Below are 20,160 nucleotides of genomic sequence, written 5' to 3'. Positions count from 1 at the left end.
TGCTTTAATCAGGCGTTAAGCGTTTGCGTTATCGCAGTGATTAACGCTGTCGAAAAAAATAATCCCGCCAATAATCAGGTTTAAGTGACGGCTTTAGACTATCAATATGAAAACATAGGCTGTGAATACGAATGCAGCTGGACTTAAGCCTCTTCTCAGCGCCGATGGCTTGCCTTAGTATCTATCGTAATCACTTTGTTTATCTGTGGTTTTGCGCGCCGCGGTTTAAGCTGCGAGTCTTAGTCTATTTTGCTTGATGTATGATGAATTTGTTCTAAATTCCCCTTGGATGACAATGGCATAATGCCAAGATATTTAATGCATTAAGGAAGTTTCAGTGACAGACAAGACGACAATAGCGCAGACATTGACCAAACAAGATCTACTGCAAGTGGTCGCGATTGCCAAAGCCGCAGGCAATGCCATTATGACGGTTTATGGTCAAGATGACTTTTCGGTGAGCCATAAGGGGGACGATAGCCCCGTGACGGCCGCCGATTTAGCCGCGCACCACGTGATAGTGGCGGCATTGGCAAAGCAGTTTGTCGGTATTCCTATTATGTCTGAGGAAGCGGCGGATATCGCGTGGGACGTGCGTCGTCAATGGCAAACCTATTGGTTGATTGATCCCTTAGATGGCACTAAGGAATTTATTAAACGCAATGGCGAGTTTACCGTTAATATTGCGCTTATCCATCAAGGGGTTGCTATCGCAGGTGTAGTATATGCGCCTATGCTCGATACCTATTATTACGGCGCTAAACATTTAGGTGCGTGGCGCCAACAAGCGGGTCAAGAGAGCCCCTTATTGGGCACCAACACGCCACGCGAAATGCCGATGATTGTCGGCAGTCGCTCGCACTTGAGCCCTGGCTTAGCGCAATATTTACAACAGTTTGGTGAGCATGACATCTTAAGCGTGGGTAGCTCGCTTAAGTTTTGTATGTTGGCAGAAGGCAGTGCCGATCTGTACCCCAGACTGGGTCCTACCAGTGAGTGGGATACCGCGGCGGCGCAAGCTGTGCTCGAAAGTGCAGGCGGCACAGTTGTCTGTTATGACTCAGGTGAACCATTAACTTATAATCAAAAACCTGACATTTTAAACCCTTACTTTATTGCCACAGCTCCTGGCTGGGTAAAATAACGATTGCCTTGCATCAATCTCACTTGATGAAAGGGCAAGCTAAACACTGGAGTAGTAATTCATGATGCGCATGGGCGTCGATTTAGGCGGAACAAAAATAGAATTAGTCGCACTGAGTGATGAGGGCAATGAGCTATTTCGCAAGCGTGTGACGACGCCACGTGACTATCAGGGCACGCTTGCTGCGGTGGTTGATTTAGTTAAGGAAGCGGAAGCGACTCTTGGCGAGAAAGGCACTGTCGGCGTGGGTATTCCAGGTGTGGTATCGCCCTATTCAGGTTTAGTCAAAAATGCTAACTCGACGTGGATCAATGGTCAGCCCCTCGATGTACATTTAGGGGAATTGTTGCAGCGTGAAGTGCGGGTTGCCAATGATGCCAACTGCTTTGCGGTATCTGAGGCGGTCGATGGGGCCGCCGCTGGTGCATCTGTGGTGTTTGGCGTGATTATTGGTACTGGTTGTGGTGCTGGCGTGGCAATTAACGGCAAAGTGCACGGTGGTGGTAATGGTATCGGCGGTGAATGGGGTCATAATCCTTTGCCTTGGATGACCAAGGAAGAGTTCAATACCACCCGATGTTTCTGTGGCAATCCCGATTGTATAGAGACCTTTATCTCTGGCACTGGCTTTGTGCGTGATTTTAATACGGCATTGACGGCGGCGGGCACAATGCGTGCTGCTGCAAAATCAGGTGCCGATATTATGTTGTTAGTCGATGAGGGGGATGCGATTGCGGTCGCTGCGTTTGATCGTTATATGGATAGACTCGCTCGTTCACTCGCACATGTGATCAATATGCTCGATCCCGATGCCATAGTGTTGGGCGGCGGAATGTCGAATGTCGCGGCGATTTACCCAAGATTACCGGCATTGCTGGCCCATTATGTGGTGGGACGTGAGTGTCATACGCCTGTGGTGCAGAATCTATACGGTTGTTCATCGGGAGTGCGCGGTGCCGCTTGGTTGTGGGAAAAGTGATCCATTATTGAGGATATAAACTCAACCAGTGAACTCATTACGCTATGAAATCAACGTCTAGTGATATCAGAGTCTTGTAAACAATAGCCCAGTAAAACGCCGGGCTAGCTTTATGTGCGATGTATTCCCCCCGTATTTTGATGCTATGATTGCGCTCCTTTGGATTGCTTGGCATGGACATCATGTTTTGGGTTAAGAAAGTTGTTTCACAGGGGATGATGCCGATTCCCTTTATCCTATTGTTATTACTGATTTCTTTTCTAGTATGGCGCCGTCGCAGTATGGCGAAATACTTAGTATCCTGCGCTTTTTTTCTCTTACTGTTTTTAAGCAGTCAACTGAGTGTGAATACCTTAGTGCGGCCGTTAGAATCAGCTTACCCTATTAATTCCACGCCCATCGCAGGCGCTTGTTTTGTGATGGTATTAGGTTCAGGGCATGCTGATATAGCAGGAGCGACTGCGGTGCAATCCTTATCAGACGTCGCCCTTACAAGGTTAACTGAAGGCATTCGGCAACTTAAGTTGGGTCAAGAGTGTATGTTGATCGTCAGCGGCTGGGGTGGTGAACTCACTCAATTTTCCCATGCTGAAATGATGGCTAAAGCCGCGGTAGAGCTAGGTGTTGATAAAAGCCGAATTATTCAATTTCCACTGGCGCGCGATACGATAGAAGAAGCGCAATACTTAAAGTGGGAGTTAGGGGAGGAGCCCTTTCGCTTAGTCACATCGGCCACTCATATGCCAAGGGCGATGGCTATTTTCGCCACTAAAGGCTTACACCCCGATGCTGCCCCAACGGATTTTATTGGCCGAGATGATTTTTGGTGGCGGTTAACCGCCGATAATTTAGTGGCTTCTCAACGGGCGATTCACGAATACATTGGCCGTTTGTGGTTATGGATAAAGGCCGTAAGTTAAAGGTGTGGTTTGCCAAGTTCAGTCTAAAGATAGTGAGTTTTAACAGGAATATGAACAATGACAATTGAGTCAGAAATAGTATCTGTGCGTCCTTTATCGAAACGAAATGGGTTAACCTTAACTTGGCTGGGAGGCTTAAGTTTGGTGCTGGGTTTGGGACTGTTTCTGACGTGGCCGGCCTTGTTTGCTGTTGGTTTGATGTTTTTTAGTTTGGGCGCGATTTCATTAATTCTCGGTTTAGCCAAGGTATATGAACCGGAAACGACTCTAGCATTAGATGACAAGGGGCTGACCTATTTTCATCGCCGCGGCAAAGTGTCTATCGATTGGGATAATATTCAGCGGGTCGATATTCCGCGGGTGACTAATGGTTTAGATACTATAGAGTTATCTTATTTAGGCATTAAACTGAAACATTTAAATCCCATTCTCGATAATATTTCCCTGCGTCTAGCAACAGGATTATTAACTGAACAGCGACCTTTGCTGGTGACAGCCGCCTCTCAAGATGCAGACTTAGCGACTTTAGAAACTTATCTCGGCGCTGAATTTGGCCCTTTAGTGATAGAAGGGGATCGTTATCGTGGCGTATTAGCTATGTTTGGACATCGCTGCGTGATGTTAGATACGCGTTTAGGGTATCACTTTTATATTCCCCATGACAGTTTAGATAGGGAACCTAAGGACTTTATTAAGTTACTTAGACAACGTATTGCACAATGTAGCTGCTCAGCTGGTTAAATCTACAATCTCAATTGAAGATCATCAGCAATAAAAAAGGGGACCCTAGGGTCCCCAATGAGTTGCAGAGATAAAGTTTGGGTTGTGCAGGGGCAACCCAAAGGTACTAGTGTGCTACCTCTGCGTGTACCTTATCTACACCGTAGGTTTTACCTTCAGCATGACAAGTTGCGCAAGATTCTACTGGTAAGTTAGGATCTGTCATTGCGTCAGCTTCAACCACAGCACCGTTGCTTCTAAAGTGAGCGACAGCCGCTGCATCAGAGTGAGCGTGACAGCTACGGCATGATTCAGCTACTGGGCTAATGTAGTTGCTACCCACTTTGATTGAACGTTTCTCAGAAGCTAAACCACCGTCAGTCGCAAACAGTTTTGCATCATCTTTGTGACATGCAGAACATGCAGTTTCTGGTGATGGATAACCGACTAATTCACCATTGGCATCGCGGAAGATCCCTGCGATAACATCAAAGTTACCACTGTGGAAGCGGTGGGCGACGGTGAATAGGTCTTTGTTATTGAAAGTGACTTCTGGATTAATGACTTTGCTACCGTCTTCACCTTTAGAAACCACTGTTTTATGGCCTGATGCACCCGTTGTATCGTTGTGACAGTGCATACATTGATCAAAAGTGTAAGTTCCGTGTCTGGTGCCCTTGATATAATCTAAGGTGCCGTGACAGTCGTTACATTTTGCTTCTTCTACGGTAATACGGGCAGGATCTGTCATTCGAGCTTTAACTACCGCAGTAGTATCTAAACTATAGAATTTAACTGGAGCAGTGTTACCAATTGGATTTGTTGGGCCAAATTCAAGTCCTGTGGCATTACAGCTACTCACTTTACCTGCTTTGATACAGACGTTGGCTTCTGAACTGGCGTAGATAGTACCTACAGCTTGGGCATCGGGAATATCTTTTACGAAAGTTAATTCACCATTAGATAAGGTTCCATCTTTCAGTGTCAGAGCGATTGCTGTTGGTTTGACATCTCTCCAAGCATAAACAGTACCATCAGTAGTTACGTTACCCAGTAATAAGCCGTTAGCCACAAACATACCAGTAGGGTTAGTTGTCGCGTTATACACTTTTAAATCGGTTCCGTTAGGAATTGCAGCGCCATTCATGGTCACATTGGCTTTTAATGTCAATGTTTTCATTCCAGGTGCTGCTGAAGTCACTACTGCAGCACTGGTAAAGTCAACTTTGAATAGGCTTGCATACTCAGCGCGTTTACCGACACTGTGTACAGCTTCAGGTGTTAAGCTACCGCTGCCATGGCAAGATTTACATTGAGTATCATCAGCTTGGGCTAAACCAAATTCTGAATGGTTTTCGCCAGTGGTGAAGTTCACATTGATATGACAACCCACACAAGCTTGTGCATAAATATTGGTGTTATAACTTGGTGCACCATCATGACAAGATTTACATTCTTTCAAATCAGATGGGAAACCAACTTCACCGAAATATTCTTTTGCTTCGCCACTTAAGCTGTCACTGATGTGATGACCTGCGTGGATCCTATGGATCATGGGAGCAAAATCAAATACCCAACCTTCGGCCAGTTGTGCGTCACTTGGAACGAGATCAGGGTTATGGCAAGTTACGCAGTTTTTAACATCTTGGTAGTTATGGTGGGCTTCAATCTTCGCGATATGGCCGTCTACTTCACCGTGACAGTTTTTACATGCCGCACTAGATACTGTGTCTTTACCCGATATACCTAATTCATCTGTTGCAGGGATAAAATCAACGGGTACAGACAAAATCTTGTCAGATAGGACAACACCAGTACTATCGGCGATGTTGTAAGCACGTAAAAAGACTCTGTGTACTGCGTTTGGATTATCATTTGGATTAATGATTGGCGCTGCGCCACCATAAGTCCAAGTTGCTGTGTAAGTGCCTGGCGTCGCTGTATCTTCGGTTAAAGTACAAGCGTTTTTAGTTCCGTTCAGGCCGTTTAGAGTACAAGTTAACGAAGTGCCAGCTGCATTTGCCGTGGCATTATTTTGCCACTCAATCGGCGCGCCAGTACCTGAGGTGTTTTCATTTGCTGTTAAAGAATAAATTGCAATTTTATCCAGTCCTTTGAAAGGGACTACTTTACCTGCATTTTTACCCGTAACAGTAAATTTAACACTGAAGCCTTCACTGCTGGTCACTTTAATGTCGGCAGGACTTAACGTGAATGCCAGATCTGTAATGGATTGAGCTGTCGTTGCGAAGGAACCCGCAGGGGCTCCGGGTGTACCTGGTGTTCCGGGAGTGCCTGGTGTTCCGGGTGTACCTGGTGTGCCAGGTGCCCCATCTTGACCATCGCTTCCGTCCCCGCAGGCGGTAAGACTTAAGGTACTGACGAGAGCCAGTGCCAGTAGAGATTTATTGTAGTTTTTCATCATCGCGTCCCTTTTTCTATCTATAAGACTGCGTGTGCAGTGCCTCTAATATAGGAGGATTCATCTACTTATAAAGTGGTATTTGCAAATTTGTATCTGATATGTGAACGATGATTTAACACCTGTGAATGGTAATTCTAAACTTTGCATTTTGATATTTTAAATAGTGAAATTAAGCTGCTAGCCTATGATGTGTATCACAATTTCAATCTTTAAACTTAGGTCGAAATGATGAATTCATTTTCGGTTAAGCAAAATGAACGATGTTAAGAGAGCCTAAATCTTAAGTCGTTATGTTAAGGTTTTGAGCATAAAAGCAATGGGATAAGAGGGCGAGGATGGGGGACCATATGGCATTTTAAAGTGATTGAATTGTGCCTTGGATAAATAGAAGTATAGCCTAGTAAACCCACTTAACCCATTTAACATCCATGACGTAAGCTAGGTTGATGAACTTAGTGTGTAATCTATTTTTGTATTAGTGTGCTGGTTCGAGTGCGGCAAGTAAGGAGCGCACGACGAGATCACACTGGCTTTGGCTGTAACGCCGATGAACTGCAGGTTTCTCAATCAGATAATAATGTGGCGCCATCATAGTTTCGTGGAGTCTATTAAGCTCTGTGTCGCTAAGGCGCTCGAGATGTAATCCGGGCATATGTTTAACTGTGTGCATATCAATGCTGGAACAAAAAGCCACACTCTTCATGGTTAATAGATGGGCATACCATTCCTCCCTGTCTATCACTTTCTCTACGGTAGGCAGTAAGATACCTTGGCGTTGGCAAAATAATTCTAAGGGATCGATTTTACTGTTAAAGCCCTTGAGTTCTTGAAATAGAAACGGATGGCGACAAATTTGCTCTAAGGTAATATTTGTCTCAACGTCCCAAAGCGGATGTTGCTTGGCTGCAACGATATAAATGCCATTGATTGAGCCAAGTTTGGTGTAACTTAATTCTTTATTTTCAGCACTTTCAAACGTAATCCCAAAATCAAGCGCACCTGCGTGGATCAACTCAGCGCTATTTTCCTGCCATTTATGTAAGCGTATTTGTCCTAGCTTTTGGGCAAGTTCAGGAGTGCTTAACTGAGGCGCTAAAAAGCTTAGCAGGCCATTACAAGCAGCGATATGCAGCGGTAAGTCGGTATTGATGGCCGCATTTTGTATCTGGATTGCAGATTGTTCGAGGTGATAAACCGATTCAGTAAACTGGCAAATAGCAACATAGAGACTTTCTGCTAAAGGCGTCGGTTTAAGCCCCTGTTGACGACGATAAAATAGTTCATCGTTAAAGGTTAGGCGTAATGCATTGAGGCAGCGGCTTATTTTGGGTGCAGAAACATCTAGCGCTTTGGCCGCGCTATTTGCGTGTCCAGTGTCGAAAATACTTTTAAATACAAGCAAGGTAAAAACATCGAGTTCACAAATCTGTTTTAGTAATAAGTTGCTCATTTTGTATTTTGCCCTGTATGAGTCTTAAATGTTTTTGCGGCGCTATTAGGGGAGTTCTGTGTCCTTGCGATAACCCGAACCACCGCGATCAAATATCATGGATACTAACTGCCAAGATTAACATTCAGCATGCGGATTAACTGTGATCCCTCTCGGCAAAATAACAATTATTTAACTATTGTAAAGGGAGGGGGGAGTTAGATGAGTAGGCGCTATGTTTAACATCGGGCGGAAAGGAATGATTGAGCTAAAAGAGTGAGTCAAAGTCTGCTCGCCTAAGGCGGCGAGCAAACGATAGTGATGCATTTAGGATTAGCGAGATTCTATGACGTCGTTTTGCACGGACGGTAAGTTGAGTGGATCTGCTGTTGGTGTATGGCCTATTGTATGGGAATAAATGGTTGGTGCATCTTCTTTAATCCGCATCCCGATAAATTGGCCACCCTCAAGGATTTGCATTGAGGTACTTGCCACTTCGCCGTCGACAACACCATTACGTTGGATCACTAAACGCTCACAAATGAGTCTGCCTTTGAAGTGCCCATCGACGATAAATTCATGGCACTTTACTTCACCTTGAATTATACCGCCTTGTTCTATGGTGATATTGGCCTCAGAAAGCAGCTGACCTTGGATATCACCGCCCACAAGCACGTCGCCTGTTAATTCGATATTTCCCGTGAGTTTAGTGCCTCGAGCAATAAAGCTAAAAGAGGTACTTTTTTTAGGCGGGAAAAACAGTTTTTTTACAAACATCATCATAAATTAACTTAATTCGAGAAGGGATTAACTGAGTTCAACAGAGGCGCGATACTAGCTTAAAATCCATGAGAAGCACAGCTCTGCATGTGTTAATGCAATTACAGTGTTCTATCAAGTTGGTCGTTTTATCTCAATGGCTTTGCTAGGGCAAGGAGCTACGCAGGCACCGCATCCAGTACAAAGATCAAGGTCTATTTTGGGGCTCGGAGCCTGACCAATACTGAGCACAAAACTGATGGCTCTTGGTTCGCAGGCATCCTTACAACTTTGGCACCAGATCCCTTGAAAGGTTAAGCAGCTTTCTTGAATATGGGCTTGGTATTGCCAAGGTGCTTGAGTCAAATCGAAAATATTTTCAGGGCAAGCTTTAGCACACAGAGTACAAAATGTGCACTCATTGTCCTTAAAGGAGACTTCAGGAAATCCGCCATCACCTTTGATGATAATGTGAGTTTCACAAACCTCAAGACAGGCGGAACAACGAGTACACACATCGGTAAACTCGATATCATCACGTACCCAAGGCAGCCTTATCGCATTATCTTTACGCCGGCGAAAGAGGCTGCGACGGCTGTGATTAATACTTTGAGTCATGTTGCTCCTCGGGTGGTTAATGCTGTAAAGCGATGGTATTTAGAGGGTAAAGAAAAATGGCTTGGGAGATTTCCACAAGCCATTCAAGTTATTAGCCGTTATAACCATTCGGATTGGTTGATTGCCAATGCCAGCTACTGTTGGCCATATCTTCTAGGGTATGAGTCGCTTGCCAGCCAAGATCTTCCCTTGCGTGGGTTGGATCGGCGTAGCAGGCGGCAATATCCCCTGGGCGACGTGGTGCAATTTGGTAGGCAATGGTGTTACCACAGGCTTTTTCAAAGGCCTTAACCATGTCTAATACACTATATCCTTGGCCTGTGCCTAAGTTATAGGTCACTAGACCTGGTTTAGTGGCCAATTTTGCGAGCGCTTTTAAATGGCCATTGGCTAAATCCACGACATGGATATAGTCACGCACGCCAGTACCGTCGTGAGTCGGATAATCATTACCAAACACGCTTAAGGCGGTGCGTTTACCCACGGCAACCTGCGCAATAAAGGGCATTAAGTTGTTAGGGATATCGTTAGGATCTTCACCGATTAAGCCACTGGCATGGGCGCCAACCGGATTAAAATAGCGCAGACGGGCGATATTCCAGCTCGGATCGGCATTGTGTACATCTGCCAATATATGTTCAACCATCAACTTAGACTGACCATAAGGGTTTGTTGCCCCTGTGGGAAAGTCTTCGGTGATCGGTAAACTTGCGGGATCGCCATACACGGTTGCTGATGAGCTGAATACGAGATTTTTTACCTTAAATTCTGCCATGACTTGGCAAAGGATAAGCGTACCCGTAACGTTATTCTCATAATACTTCAGGGGTTTTGCGACGGATTCTCCCACCGCTTTTAATCCTGCAAAGTGGATAACTGAATCAATAGCATGATCGTTAAACACTTTCTGCAATAACGCTTTATTGAGAATATCGCCTTGATAGAAAGTAACCGATTTACCAGTGATCCGCTCGACTCGGTTTAAGGCTTCTATGCTTGAATTAGACAAGTTGTCCAATACAATCACATCATTACCAGCATTGAGCAGTTCTACTACTGTGTGGGTGCCAATATAGCCAGCACCACCGGTCACTAAAATCGTCATTACTTAATTCCTTTTACAACGGTTTTTAAATAGTGCGCAAAATCTTCACCGATTTCGCTGTGGCGCAGGGCATATTCAACGTTAGCACGCATATAACCTTGCTTGTTACCACAGTCGTGGCTCTTACCTTCCATGTAGTAAGCATTTACGGTTTCTTGCTTCATTAACATCGCAATCGCATCCGTTAATTGAATTTCATCGCCTGCGCCCGCAGGGGTTTTAGCCAGTAGTGGCCAAATGCTGGCAGGTAACACATAACGGCCTACAACGGCTAAGTTAGACGGCGCTTCATCCACGGCTGGCTTCTCAACCAGTTCGACTAATGGCTCAGATTCACCCGGTTGTAAATCATGACCATTCACATCGGCAATACCGTATTGGTTGACGACGTTATGTGGCACGCCTTCCACCATGATTTGACCGACTTGGGTTTCATCAAACAGGGCAACCATAGCGGCTAAGTTATCGCTACGAAGGTCACAGCTGGCTTCATCTATGATCACATCCGGTAGCAATACGGCAAATGGTGCATCGCCGACGACAGATTTAGCACACAAAATCGCATGACCTAAGCCTTTAGCTTGAGATTGGCGCACGCTGATCACTGTTACATCTTTAGGACAAATGGATTGTACGGCTTCAAGTAACTGACGTTTAACGCGGCGTTCTAATTGGGCTTCTAATTCGAAACTGGTATCGAAATGGTTTTCGATAGAGTTTTTACTGGCGTGGGTCACGAGTACAATTTCTTTGATCCCAGCCGCGATAGCTTCACTGACTACGTATTGAATCAATGGCTTATCGACAACAGGTAACATTTCCTTTGGAATTGCTTTGGTCGCTGGAAGCATACGAGTGCCTAGGCCTGCGACAGGAATAACGGCTTTACGAATTTGATGTTGTTTCATTGCGAACCTTTTAGGTCAAGGAGATGCGGTTAATGGCCAATATTGTAAATGACCTGCACAGAAAAGCTATTTAGAAACGCTGAAAACTTAGGATATTTAAGTATTTTTACAGCGAAGTCGACGTAAGTTTTAGCAAAGGTAGCACAGTGCATCTAATCCAGCATGGGTGATGTGCACTTGCATGGCGTTTTTAATACCCTTGTAATATTTGCTTTACGTTTACGTCACAGTAGTGGTGCAAGAATAAAGTGTGAGGGAGTTAACAAATTTAAAGGCTTAGATCACTATGGTTCCATGAGCGCTAGCCACTAAGTGAAGACTATGACGAAAGGAACAGAGTACATCGCTCACAGAGCTGATGACACAGGGTTTATCAACTACCCGCAAGAAGAACATGAGATTTGGAGCCAGCTTTATGCCCGTCAAGCGATAAACCTGCCTGGCCGTGCCTGTAAGGAGTATTTGCAAGGGCTAGATGCCTTGGCTATGCCAAAGGATCGTATTCCGCAACTTACTGAAATTGATACTGTATTGCAAGCGACCACCGGCTGGAAAACGGCAGCCGTACCTGCGCTGATTTCCTTCGGCCGTTTCTTTGAACTGCTGGCCAATAAAGAGTTTCCTGTGGCGACATTCATTCGCCGTAAGGAAGAGTTTGATTACCTGCAAGAGCCTGATATTTTTCATGAAATCTTTGGTCACTGCCCTTTGCTCACCAACCCTTCATTTGCCAATTTTTCACATATGTATGGCCAATTAGGTTTAAATGCCAGCAAAGAAGAAAGGGTATTTTTAGCGCGTTTATACTGGTTTACGGTTGAGTTTGGCTTGCTACAGCCTAAAGATGGCCCCTTGTGTATCTATGGTGGCGGTATTTTAAGCTCACCTGGTGAAACTTTATATGCAATGGAAAGTGACGTGCCAGAACGTCAGCCCTTTGATTTATTGAAGGTGCTACGAACCCCATATCGCATTGATATTATGCAGCCGATTTATTATGTGATTGAGCACATTGATATGCTTGATGAAATTGCCAAAATGGACATCATGAGTTATGTCACTAAGGCACGTCAGTTAGGTTTATTTGCACCTAAATATCCTCCCAAAGCCAAGGCGAGCTAGTCTCGATTCGATGGATAGTTCGATGTGTTATTTGAGTCGCCATCTAATTTAGTCATGTGATTTAAGTAATTAATAAGTAATAAGTAATGAGTAAAGTGCAACTGAATATCCCTATTAATGTTGCCAACAGGAGTATGTATGACTGCGTTATCGAATATGAAATGTGAAGCGTGCCAAGCCGATGCACCAAAAGTGACCGATGAAGAGTTGGCAGAACTTATTCGTATGATCCCTGATTGGGGCGTGCAAGTGCGTGACGGCGTAATGCAGCTTGAGCGCGTCTACAAGTTTAAAAACTTTAAACTGGCGATGGCATTCACGAATAAGCTGGCGGATTTAGCGGAAGAAGAATTCCACCATCCAGGCATTTTCACAGAATGGGGCAAAGTGACTGTCACTTGGTGGTCGCACTCCATTAAGGGGCTACATAAGAATGACTTCATCATGGCCGCCAAGACAGACCAGTTACTAGGTTAATTATTTAATCAATTTAATCAGCATCTTAATGTGTTTTACGATGCTGATTTTTTCTTCCTGTTACAATTCAACTGTAAACTAGGCTTGCCACTTTCAGTTTAACCTTCTAACGTATACGGGCTCTGCTATTTCCCCTCATCGCTGACGTTTTCGTCAAAGGTAACGATTTGCCTAGCAAGCGTTATTTTTGTTGTAAAGCCTAAGGCGAAAAATAGCTCTGCACGGTTTATCCCCAAAATTCAAATCAAAAAAGGGAATATCAGTCATTATGCGCTTGGAAGTCAGCTGTCAGGATCGTGTTGGTTTAGCCAAAGATATCTTAGTCGTGTTAGAGCGTTATGGTATTAATTTAATTGCCATTGATGCCAGTAACCAAGGATTCCTGTACTTACAATTTGCCGAAATCAGTTTTGAAACCTTGAGTGCCTTGATGCCGCAGATCCGCAAAGTGGAAAGTGTCCACGATGTGCGTACGGTGTCATTTATGCCCTCAGAGCAAGAACATTACGCCCTTAAAACCCTGCTCAAAACCTTACCGGACTCCGTTTTTTCTATCGATGCCAAGGCTCGTATCCGTATCGTTAATGAGTCCGCCTTGCTCAATATCGGTATGGGTGAGCACGAAGTGCTTGAAGAGTCGCTTAATCATTGGGTGCAAGGTTTTAACTTCAGCCGTTGGTTGAGTGAAGCACAAGTATTGCCACAAGCGGCGCGGGTGCAAATTGGTCCGAATGAGTATCTTGCCGAAATGCTGCCGATTTACCTACCCGATGAGGATGAAAAAACCATCTTGGTTGGTGCTGTGGTGTCGCTGAAATCCCCTGCGCGCGTTGGAAAACAGTTTAACGCGCTGCAGAACCAAACCACTGGCTTTGAAAATGTATTAGCCAGCAGTGACAAGATGAAGGAAGTGCTTAAGCAAGCGCGGCGTATGGCCCAGCTCGATGCACCTTTGTTGATCACGGGTGAAACGGGTACTGGCAAAGAATTAATGGCCAGAGCTAGCCATGATGCGGGGATGCGCCGTGAAAAACCTTTTATCGCCATCAACTGCGCCGCTCTACCCGACAGCGCTGCCGAAGAGGAATTATTCGGTTACGTCAGTCAGGGCAAAGTCGTCAAACGAGGTTTTTTTGAAGAAGCTAAGGGGGGCACTGTATTTCTCGATGAAGTGGCAGAAATGTCTAGGGCGGCTCAAGTTAAGCTGCTACGGCTATTGCAAGATGGCACTTTTAGACGCATAGGGGGCGATGAAGAAGTGCGTGCTGATGTACGAATTATTTGCTCGACCCAGAAAAATTTAGCTGAACTATGCCAAACCGGCGAGTTTAGGGAAGATTTGTACTATCGCATCCATGTGCTGAGTTATCACATTCCGTCCTTACGCGAGCGTAAAGTCGATATTATTCCACTGACGGAAATGTTCCTCGAACACTACAGTCAACAGTTGTCTAGCCCTGTTCGGCGGATTTCGGCCCAGTGCCGCGATCATTTGCTCACCTACGCTTGGCCAGGTAACGTACGCCAATTAAAGAACGCGGTATTTAGAGCCGTGTCTATGTGGGATGGCTCGGCCGAGTTGACGGTAGAACAGCTGAAATTGCCGTCATACGCCGAAGGTTTTGGTTACTTTGATAATGAGTTTGAGGGCAATCTGGACGATGCAATGAAGCAGTTTGAAGCGAGTTTGTTGCGTCGATTATATCCGGCCTACCCGAGCACTCGCCAGTTGGCGAAAAAGCTAGGTGTATCACACACAGCTATTGCTAATAAACTGCGTGAATACAAGATAGCCAAGCGCCGTTAGTCAGAGTCTCGTTGGGTTGACACAGTCAATGTAACAGTATCGTTCCACTTAGTTGCCGACTTTTCAGGCATATTGCTTACCGAGATATTGATAAGCGGTAACTAGGTTATAAACGTAATGATTAGTTTACAAAATGTGAAATAATTGACCTAAATGTGATTTTGGTCACGCTATAGGAATCTTGAGCTGCATCGGGTATTTCTACGCGCAACAAATACGTTAAAGCAAGTAACAGAGCATGCCTCGTTGGCGCGAACTGCGTAACATGTATGCCCTTAATGAGTCAAAAAGTTCGATTTAAATCGCCGAATATAAGCTGGGTGACGTCGCGTGTTTTCCAGCACAATAAAATTGTACACCTAGCCGAAGAGCACTGGAGCCAATATGAAACTTGCAAGTTATAACAATGGTCGTCGTGATGGTCAGTTGATGTTAGTCAGCCGCGATCTCACTAAAACGGTTGCCGTTCCTGCCATTGCCCACACTATGCAGCAATTACTCGATGGTTGGGATTTACTGAGACCGCAATTGCAAGAATTGTACGATGCGTTAAATGAAGGCATGTTAGATAACGCGCAATCGTTCGACGAAGCTAAGTGCTTGTCGCCATTACCGCGTGCTTACCAATGGGCCGATGGTAGCGCTTATGTGAATCACGTTGAATTAGTCCGTAAAGCCCGTGGCGCTGAAATGCCAGAAACCTTCTGGACAGATCCGTTGTTTTATCAAGGTGGCTCAGACAGCTTTATTGCCCCTAAAGCGGATATCCCATTGGCGAGTGAAGACTGGGGTATCGATTTCGAATCTGAAATTGCGGTTATTACCGATGATGTGCCTATGGGCGTGAGCACTGACAATGCAGCTAAGCACATTAAATTGTTGATGCTAGTTAACGATGTGTCATTGCGTAACTTGATCCCTGGTGAGTTGGCGAAAGGCTTTGGTTTTTTCCAATCTAAACCATCGAGCAGTTTTTCGCCTGTGGCTGTGACACCGGATGAATTGGGTGTCCGTTGGGAAGATTCGAAAGTGCATTTACCGCTGATCACCTATTTAAATGGTGAATTATTTGGTCGTCCGAATGCAGGCGTTGATATGACCTTCAATTTCAGTCAGTTAGTTTCGCATGTTGCAAAAACCCGTCCATTGGGCGCAGGCGCAATTATAGGCTCTGGTACTATTTCTAACTATGACCGTAGTGCAGGTTCGAGCTGTTTAGCGGAAAAACGTATGTTAGAAGTGATTGCCGAAGGCAAAGCCACTACGCCATTTATGCGTTTTGGTGACACAGTGCGTATCGAAATGCTCGATGATAATGATGTAACCATTTTTGGTTCTATCGATCAAAAAGTGGTTGAATACAAAGCCTAAGGCTTTTCCTTAAAGGGCTACACCGACTCAAACTAACGGGGCTTAATTGCCCCGTTTTTATACTGACTTTTATAAGGACATGAAAATATGAAACTTTACGGTTATTGGCGTTCCAGTGCAGCCTATCGGGTTCGAATTGCCCTTAATCTCAAGGGGATTTCAGCCGAACAGTTTTCAGTACATCTCGTACGTGATGGCGGCGAGCAACATAAAGCGGCCTACATTGCGCTTAATCCTTTAGAGTTAGTGCCAACCTTAGTGGTGGATGATGAGCTGGATGTGGATGCATTGTCGCAATCTTTAGCGATTATCGAATATCTTGATGAGATACATCCACAGTCGCCATTACTGCCTGCATCGGCTCTTGAACGTGCCCACGTGCGCGCTATGGCACTTACGGTCGCCTGTGAGATCCATCCATTAAACAACTTGCGGGTATTGCAGTATTTAACGCAAACCTTAGGTGTTGATGACACCGCTAAAAATACTTGGTATCACCATTGGGTCGCAAGTGGTTTTACGGCCTTAGAAACCTTGTTAACACAGCATAGCGGTCGTTATTGCTTTGGGAATGGCGTGACATTAGCCGATCTGTGTTTAGTACCGCAGGTGTATAACGCCCAGCGTTTTAATGTGGATTTAACGCCTTATCCCAATATCATGCGCGTGTGGGCTGAGTGTAATCAGCTTGAAGCCTTTGTCGATGCTGCGCCAGAGCGTCAAGCGGATGCGGTGTAACGAATTGCGCGGATACGGTTTTTACGAATAGAAAGAATGGATGATGAGGCTTGCTTTGCGAGTCTTATCTCAGCGATGGAGTTTAAATGCTTTTCAGTAAAAAATGTCCGTATTGCAAATGTAAACTCGGCGCTAAGGATGTGCCGATTAAGGAAGGACGCTGCTGCCACTGTGATAAGCCGATACTGTACAAACTCAATGTAATAAAATGGATGCTACTGTTCATGCCCATCTTTACTGTTAGCGTTAATCTGCTAGACAAAGATGTACATGGTTTTTGGATTTGTGTTGCGGTAATGGCACCTATTTATAGTTTCGTTTCACTACTCTGTCATGAGGTCGTAAAGTGCTCAGAAACCGATGGCGAAGTGGAGTAAGCCTAATGTCTTTCCCGTGTTTTTATCTGATATTGAAGCGGGCGATACTGTTATGAGTGGTGCTACGAATAATGTTATGAATGATGCAATGAGTGAAGCAGCGCTAGAGCATCAATTACTTGAATGGATAGCTCAAGACTGCGAGCGGGTGAGGGCGCTTGAACTCGCGCTTCAATGTGCCAAAGTACACTCAATGCCGCAGTGGTGTCTGGCGGCGGGATTTGTCCGTAATTTAGTCTGGGATCGTTTGCACGAATTTGAGTTGAGTCCACTGAACGATATCGATCTGATCTATTTTTGCCCTTTAGATATTAGCCCTGAGCGGGATCTGGCGATTGAAACCTATCTTCATCAGCTTGCCCCTGAGTTACCTTGGTCGGTTAAGAATCAGGCGCGCATGCATAGTCGCAATCAAGACATGGCTTACACATCTTGTATTGATGCTATGGCCCATTGGCCAGAGTTAGAAACCGCGGTTGGGGTGTGTTTAAAATCTCATGTTGAGACAGATACTCAGGTAGATGCAGAGACTGCTCATCATTCCATGCATTACGGTATTGAGCTGGTGGTTCCCTTTGGGCTGAACTCCCTGTTTGCCCTCAAATTGAGCGCCAATCCAAAGCGATCATTACCACTGTTTGAGCACAGAGTTGCGACTAAGGGCTGGCTAACTCGCTATCCTTTGCTTACGTGTTGCTACTCAAGCTAATCTTCTCACTTTCTTATTCGTTCAGTCTAAAACTGACTTAACCGCCTCACACTGTCATTCCATGCAATCTAGTTATCTAACATGATAGGTATAATCCTCAAGCCGTTTTTATTTGTCCATTTTCTGCTTTTAGCATTATTCAACCCGTCTCTATAATTTGAAATTAATGTTCAAATAACCTCTTAGTTAAGTGCTTTTCATTGTTACTAAAATGTTTGTGGTGTTATTGATCACTACCTCTTGCGGTAGTCATTAGTGATGGCTAATACAGCACTTAGCTCACAGAAAACAAAGGGGTATTATCAATAAATGTTTGAATTTCGTGATTCAGCTCCCATGTGTAGTACCTATAAGTGAGTATTGCTCACTCACTTTGATTTGGATCAATAAATCAGCTGCATATCTCTGGCAGTGTAGGCGTCAATTGTTAAGGATGTAATACAAAACAAAAACCTATGTTGTACATATGGAGTATGATGATGAATAAAAACACTGTTTCTACACTGGTCGCTGCCACCCTTTTAGCCGCTGGTTTTTCTGCCTCTGTATCGGCTCACCAAGCGGGTGACATTATCGTTCGTGCGGGTGCTGTGGTTGTTGCGCCAAATGAATCAAGTGATGATGTTGCGGGTAACGGCGAGTTCCAAATCAGCAATAACACTCAAGTGGGTTTAAACTTTGGCTACATGCTGACAGATAACTTTGGGGTTGAGTTATTAGCTGCCACACCTTTTAGCCACGATGTTTCTTTGGCTGGCGTAGGTAAGATTGCTGAAACTAAACATTTACCACCCACTTTAGTGGCGCAGTACTACTTTGGTGATGCGCAATCTAAATTACGTCCATACGTGGGTGTCGGTGTTAACTATACTAATTTCTTCGACAATGAGTTCACCAACGATTTAAATGGTGCGTTAACTGACTTGAGCATGAGCACTTCGTGGGGCTTAGCGGCACAAGCAGGTGTTGACTATCAGGTTAACAAAAACTGGTTAGTGAACGCTTCAGTGTGGTACGCACAAATTAGCAGTGACGTGAAGTTTAAATTAGCGGGCGACACTGTGGTTATCGACACTGATATCAACCCATGGGTTTATATGGTCAGCGTGGGTTACACTTTCTAATCCACTGATTAGATAAGCGTAAAAAAGGAGCCTTAGGCTCCTTTTTCGTTTCTGCACTTTTTATCGCGCCATGTTCTGTTCCACTTAGGCTAAGCCGATTTAGCGCTTTGGCTTTTTAGCTTTCCAGTGGCGAGTGTTATAGATAAATTCGGGTAATAACACAGTAAGCCAAGCGACGAGGCGCCAGCGTTTGGTCACATAGACGCGGCGTTTGCCTTGTTTCATTGCCTTGATGATTTGCGCTGCGACTTGTGGCAATGGTGCAAGCCACATTGCACTTTGCTGCATAGCGGCTTTATCGAGCAAACCAAGTTGGATATCGGTAATCGTAATCGGTAACTTAAGGCGCTGAGCATGCATACTTAAGCCCTCAAGGTAATTCTGGCCAAAGGCTTTTGAGGCGTGATAGGCCACACTCGGCCCGCCGCGCAGGCCCGCAATCGAGTTGATTGCCGCCAGTTGTCCATAACCTTGCTCGCGAAATAGTCTAAATGCCGTATTGCAGATGGCAGCAAAACCTCGCACATTGACATCGATAATGTCTTGCTCCGGTAGCCAAGGCAACTCGGGGTCATAGCTATTGAGGCCTGTATTAACTAAGACTAAGTGCGCGCCGCCAAGAGTTTGCCAGACTGATTCAAGTTGGTTGATGATGGCTTGAGGTTGTTCAATTTGAAGTGCAAAAACTTGTACTTTTGTTGGCAAGGATAAGGCAAAATCGCGCAGTGATTCTGGATCTTGGGCGAATAAGACTAATTCAACCTGTTGATCTGCCAATTGCTTTGCAAGTTCACGACTTAATTGTGAGCTAGCTCCCACAATGATTGCAGTTGCTTGGGTCATAGATTTTTCGGCAACGAAATGGTGGCTTATGATAGAAAGTTATGTTCACCAAGACAAGATTTATAGCTTGGGCGTATGGACATCTAGAAGTCTTTATGTATGATTAGGAGAAACAAAATGAACAAATGGTTGCGTTTAAGCGCGTTGAGATTAACAGCCTTAGCATTAATGGCCGTAATGGGGGTGTTATCGGGTTGTGCGACACCGAATGCTATCGTTGAGATAAAAGGCGAGACCTTATATCGCGAACGGATAGCCTTACCTGCCGATGCTAAGGTCATAGTGCAACTGCTTGATGTCTCAAAAATGGATGTGCCAGCCATAGTGATGGCGGAGCGCGTGCAACAAGGTGCTGCGACACCCGCGCCATTCAGTTTTGCGATTGGTAGCGATCAGTTCCAACCCGGTCACACTTATGCCATAGGTGCCCGGATTATGTTGGGTGATAAGTTATTGTTTATTAATACTCAAGCCTATCACATTGATCTCAATTCCACTGAGCCAATGACGATACTGCTAGAGAAAGTCGGTGGCTAGTTAGCTCGCTCAGAAGTGAGCTGACATACGCGCCGAATCCGTTAGTAT

Annotated in this window: 19 protein-coding genes; 12 read left to right on the top strand and 7 right to left on the bottom strand. The window is 45.0% G+C overall.

The features are described from left to right. Positions 1 to 337: 337 nt before the first annotated feature. The 4 genes from cysQ to L5M71_RS02735 all read left to right on the top strand — a co-directional run bounded on the left by cysQ (position 338) and on the right by L5M71_RS02735 (position 3,784). A complete protein-coding gene (gene cysQ / locus L5M71_RS02750; RefSeq protein ID WP_263206310.1) occupies positions 338 to 1,144 on the top strand; it encodes a 3'(2'),5'-bisphosphate nucleotidase CysQ in 807 nt (268 codons plus the stop codon). Between the two features lie 61 nt (positions 1,145 to 1,205). Beyond that, positions 1,206 to 2,123 carry a fructokinase gene (gene mak / locus L5M71_RS02745; RefSeq protein ID WP_263206308.1) on the top strand — a complete coding sequence of 306 codons (918 nt, stop codon included), beginning with the start codon at positions 1,206 to 1,208 and terminating at the stop codon, positions 2,121 to 2,123. A 218-nt stretch (positions 2,124 to 2,341) separates the two neighbouring features. Beyond that, entirely contained in the window at positions 2,342 to 3,043 is a 702-nt protein-coding gene (locus tag L5M71_RS02740) for a YdcF family protein (protein ID WP_212600078.1), read from the top strand. 57 nt (positions 3,044 to 3,100) lie between these two features. After that, positions 3,101 to 3,784: a DUF2982 domain-containing protein gene (locus L5M71_RS02735; RefSeq protein WP_263206306.1), complete on the top strand. Its 684-nt coding sequence runs from the start codon at positions 3,101 to 3,103 to the stop codon at positions 3,782 to 3,784. A gap of 106 nt (positions 3,785 to 3,890) precedes the next feature. On the opposite strand, the gene L5M71_RS02730 is transcribed toward L5M71_RS02735, so the two are convergent. The 6 genes from L5M71_RS02730 to galU all read right to left on the bottom strand — a co-directional run bounded on the left by L5M71_RS02730 (position 3,891) and on the right by galU (position 11,007). Further along, the gene (locus tag L5M71_RS02730; protein WP_263206304.1) at positions 3,891 to 6,188 is read right to left on the bottom strand and encodes an OmcA/MtrC family decaheme c-type cytochrome; all 2,298 of its coding nucleotides are present in this window, start codon (positions 6,186 to 6,188) and stop codon (positions 3,891 to 3,893) included. A gap of 475 nt (positions 6,189 to 6,663) precedes the next feature. Beyond that, positions 6,664 to 7,638: a LysR family transcriptional regulator gene (locus L5M71_RS02725; protein ID WP_113938944.1), complete on the bottom strand. Its 975-nt coding sequence runs from the start codon at positions 7,636 to 7,638 to the stop codon at positions 6,664 to 6,666. Positions 7,639 to 7,950: 312 nt separating this feature from the next. Further along, positions 7,951 to 8,400 (bottom strand): polymer-forming cytoskeletal protein, encoded by a 450-nt coding sequence (locus tag L5M71_RS02720; RefSeq protein ID WP_263206302.1) that lies wholly within the window; start codon positions 8,398 to 8,400, stop codon positions 7,951 to 7,953. Between the two features lie 111 nt (positions 8,401 to 8,511). Further along, the gene (gene napF / locus L5M71_RS02715) at positions 8,512 to 8,994 is read right to left on the bottom strand and encodes a ferredoxin-type protein NapF (protein WP_263206300.1); all 483 of its coding nucleotides are present in this window, start codon (positions 8,992 to 8,994) and stop codon (positions 8,512 to 8,514) included. A gap of 91 nt (positions 8,995 to 9,085) precedes the next feature. Next, on the bottom strand, positions 9,086 to 10,099 hold the full coding sequence (gene galE / locus L5M71_RS02710; RefSeq protein WP_028760579.1) for a UDP-glucose 4-epimerase GalE: 1,014 nt from the start codon (positions 10,097 to 10,099) through the stop codon (positions 9,086 to 9,088). Continuing rightward, positions 10,099 to 11,007 (bottom strand): UTP--glucose-1-phosphate uridylyltransferase GalU, encoded by a 909-nt coding sequence (gene galU, locus L5M71_RS02705; RefSeq protein ID WP_028760578.1) that lies wholly within the window; start codon positions 11,005 to 11,007, stop codon positions 10,099 to 10,101. Before galU ends, galE begins: the two co-directional genes overlap by 1 nt. A gap of 321 nt (positions 11,008 to 11,328) precedes the next feature. Between galU and phhA the strand changes: the two genes are divergently transcribed. The 7 genes from phhA (at position 11,329) to ompW (ending at position 18,732) form a co-directional block, all read left to right on the top strand. Continuing rightward, a complete protein-coding gene (gene phhA / locus L5M71_RS02700; RefSeq protein WP_263206297.1) occupies positions 11,329 to 12,129 on the top strand; it encodes a phenylalanine 4-monooxygenase in 801 nt (266 codons plus the stop codon). Between the two features lie 138 nt (positions 12,130 to 12,267). Next, a complete protein-coding gene (locus L5M71_RS02695) occupies positions 12,268 to 12,606 on the top strand; it encodes a 4a-hydroxytetrahydrobiopterin dehydratase (RefSeq protein WP_106650051.1) in 339 nt (112 codons plus the stop codon). Positions 12,607 to 12,874: 268 nt separating this feature from the next. Further along, positions 12,875 to 14,413: a transcriptional regulator TyrR gene (gene tyrR, locus L5M71_RS02690; protein WP_113938940.1), complete on the top strand. Its 1,539-nt coding sequence runs from the start codon at positions 12,875 to 12,877 to the stop codon at positions 14,411 to 14,413. A 384-nt stretch (positions 14,414 to 14,797) separates the two neighbouring features. Beyond that, on the top strand, positions 14,798 to 15,784 hold the full coding sequence (locus L5M71_RS02685; RefSeq protein ID WP_113938939.1) for a fumarylacetoacetate hydrolase family protein: 987 nt from the start codon (positions 14,798 to 14,800) through the stop codon (positions 15,782 to 15,784). Between the two features lie 87 nt (positions 15,785 to 15,871). After that, positions 15,872 to 16,522: a maleylacetoacetate isomerase gene (maiA, locus tag L5M71_RS02680; RefSeq protein WP_113938938.1), complete on the top strand. Its 651-nt coding sequence runs from the start codon at positions 15,872 to 15,874 to the stop codon at positions 16,520 to 16,522. A gap of 429 nt (positions 16,523 to 16,951) precedes the next feature. Next, complete coding sequence (locus L5M71_RS02675) at positions 16,952 to 17,608, top strand: nucleotidyltransferase family protein (RefSeq protein ID WP_263166101.1); 657 nt, start codon at positions 16,952 to 16,954, stop codon at positions 17,606 to 17,608. Between the two features lie 476 nt (positions 17,609 to 18,084). Next, positions 18,085 to 18,732 carry an outer membrane protein OmpW gene (gene ompW / locus L5M71_RS02670; protein ID WP_028760570.1) on the top strand — a complete coding sequence of 216 codons (648 nt, stop codon included), beginning with the start codon at positions 18,085 to 18,087 and terminating at the stop codon, positions 18,730 to 18,732. A gap of 99 nt (positions 18,733 to 18,831) precedes the next feature. Here ompW and L5M71_RS02665 read toward each other — a convergent pair whose 3' ends face one another. Beyond that, the gene (locus tag L5M71_RS02665) at positions 18,832 to 19,575 is read right to left on the bottom strand and encodes an SDR family NAD(P)-dependent oxidoreductase (RefSeq protein WP_028760569.1); all 744 of its coding nucleotides are present in this window, start codon (positions 19,573 to 19,575) and stop codon (positions 18,832 to 18,834) included. A gap of 117 nt (positions 19,576 to 19,692) precedes the next feature. Here L5M71_RS02665 and L5M71_RS02660 point away from each other — a divergent pair, with 117 nt between their 5' ends. After that, entirely contained in the window at positions 19,693 to 20,112 is a 420-nt protein-coding gene (locus tag L5M71_RS02660) for a YbaY family lipoprotein (RefSeq protein ID WP_173245790.1), read from the top strand. Positions 20,113 to 20,160: the final 48 nt, after the last annotated feature.

The sequence above is a fragment of the Shewanella sp. SW1 genome (genome assembly GCF_025653545.1).
In the GTDB taxonomy this organism is placed as follows: domain Bacteria; phylum Pseudomonadota; class Gammaproteobacteria; order Enterobacterales; family Shewanellaceae; genus Shewanella; species Shewanella oncorhynchi.
Note: the sequence above shows the minus strand (reverse complement) of the source record. Positions and strands in the feature narration are given on the sequence as shown.

Coding starts and splice junctions, on each gene's coding strand:
- galU (WP_028760578.1), bottom strand. CDS start 11,007: ATGAAACAACATCAAATTCGTAAAGCCGTTATTCCTGTCGCAGGCCTA.
- phhA (WP_263206297.1), top strand. CDS start 11,329: ATGACGAAAGGAACAGAGTACATCGCTCACAGAGCTGATGACACAGGG.
- L5M71_RS02740 (WP_212600078.1), top strand. CDS start 2,342: ATGCCGATTCCCTTTATCCTATTGTTATTACTGATTTCTTTTCTAGTA.
- L5M71_RS02730 (WP_263206304.1), bottom strand. CDS start 6,188: ATGATGAAAAACTACAATAAATCTCTACTGGCACTGGCTCTCGTCAGT.
- galE (WP_028760579.1), bottom strand. CDS start 10,099: ATGACGATTTTAGTGACCGGTGGTGCTGGCTATATTGGCACCCACACA.
- L5M71_RS02665 (WP_028760569.1), bottom strand. CDS start 19,575: ATGACCCAAGCAACTGCAATCATTGTGGGAGCTAGCTCACAATTAAGT.
- napF (WP_263206300.1), bottom strand. CDS start 8,994: ATGACTCAAAGTATTAATCACAGCCGTCGCAGCCTCTTTCGCCGGCGT.
- L5M71_RS02675 (WP_263166101.1), top strand. CDS start 16,952: ATGAGTGGTGCTACGAATAATGTTATGAATGATGCAATGAGTGAAGCA.
- L5M71_RS02725 (WP_113938944.1), bottom strand. CDS start 7,638: ATGAGCAACTTATTACTAAAACAGATTTGTGAACTCGATGTTTTTACC.
- L5M71_RS02720 (WP_263206302.1), bottom strand. CDS start 8,400: ATGATGATGTTTGTAAAAAAACTGTTTTTCCCGCCTAAAAAAAGTACC.
- maiA (WP_113938938.1), top strand. CDS start 15,872: ATGAAACTTTACGGTTATTGGCGTTCCAGTGCAGCCTATCGGGTTCGA.
- L5M71_RS02660 (WP_173245790.1), top strand. CDS start 19,693: ATGAACAAATGGTTGCGTTTAAGCGCGTTGAGATTAACAGCCTTAGCA.
- L5M71_RS02695 (WP_106650051.1), top strand. CDS start 12,268: ATGACTGCGTTATCGAATATGAAATGTGAAGCGTGCCAAGCCGATGCA.
- tyrR (WP_113938940.1), top strand. CDS start 12,875: ATGCGCTTGGAAGTCAGCTGTCAGGATCGTGTTGGTTTAGCCAAAGAT.
- mak (WP_263206308.1), top strand. CDS start 1,206: ATGATGCGCATGGGCGTCGATTTAGGCGGAACAAAAATAGAATTAGTC.
- L5M71_RS02685 (WP_113938939.1), top strand. CDS start 14,798: ATGAAACTTGCAAGTTATAACAATGGTCGTCGTGATGGTCAGTTGATG.
- ompW (WP_028760570.1), top strand. CDS start 18,085: ATGATGAATAAAAACACTGTTTCTACACTGGTCGCTGCCACCCTTTTA.
- L5M71_RS02735 (WP_263206306.1), top strand. CDS start 3,101: ATGACAATTGAGTCAGAAATAGTATCTGTGCGTCCTTTATCGAAACGA.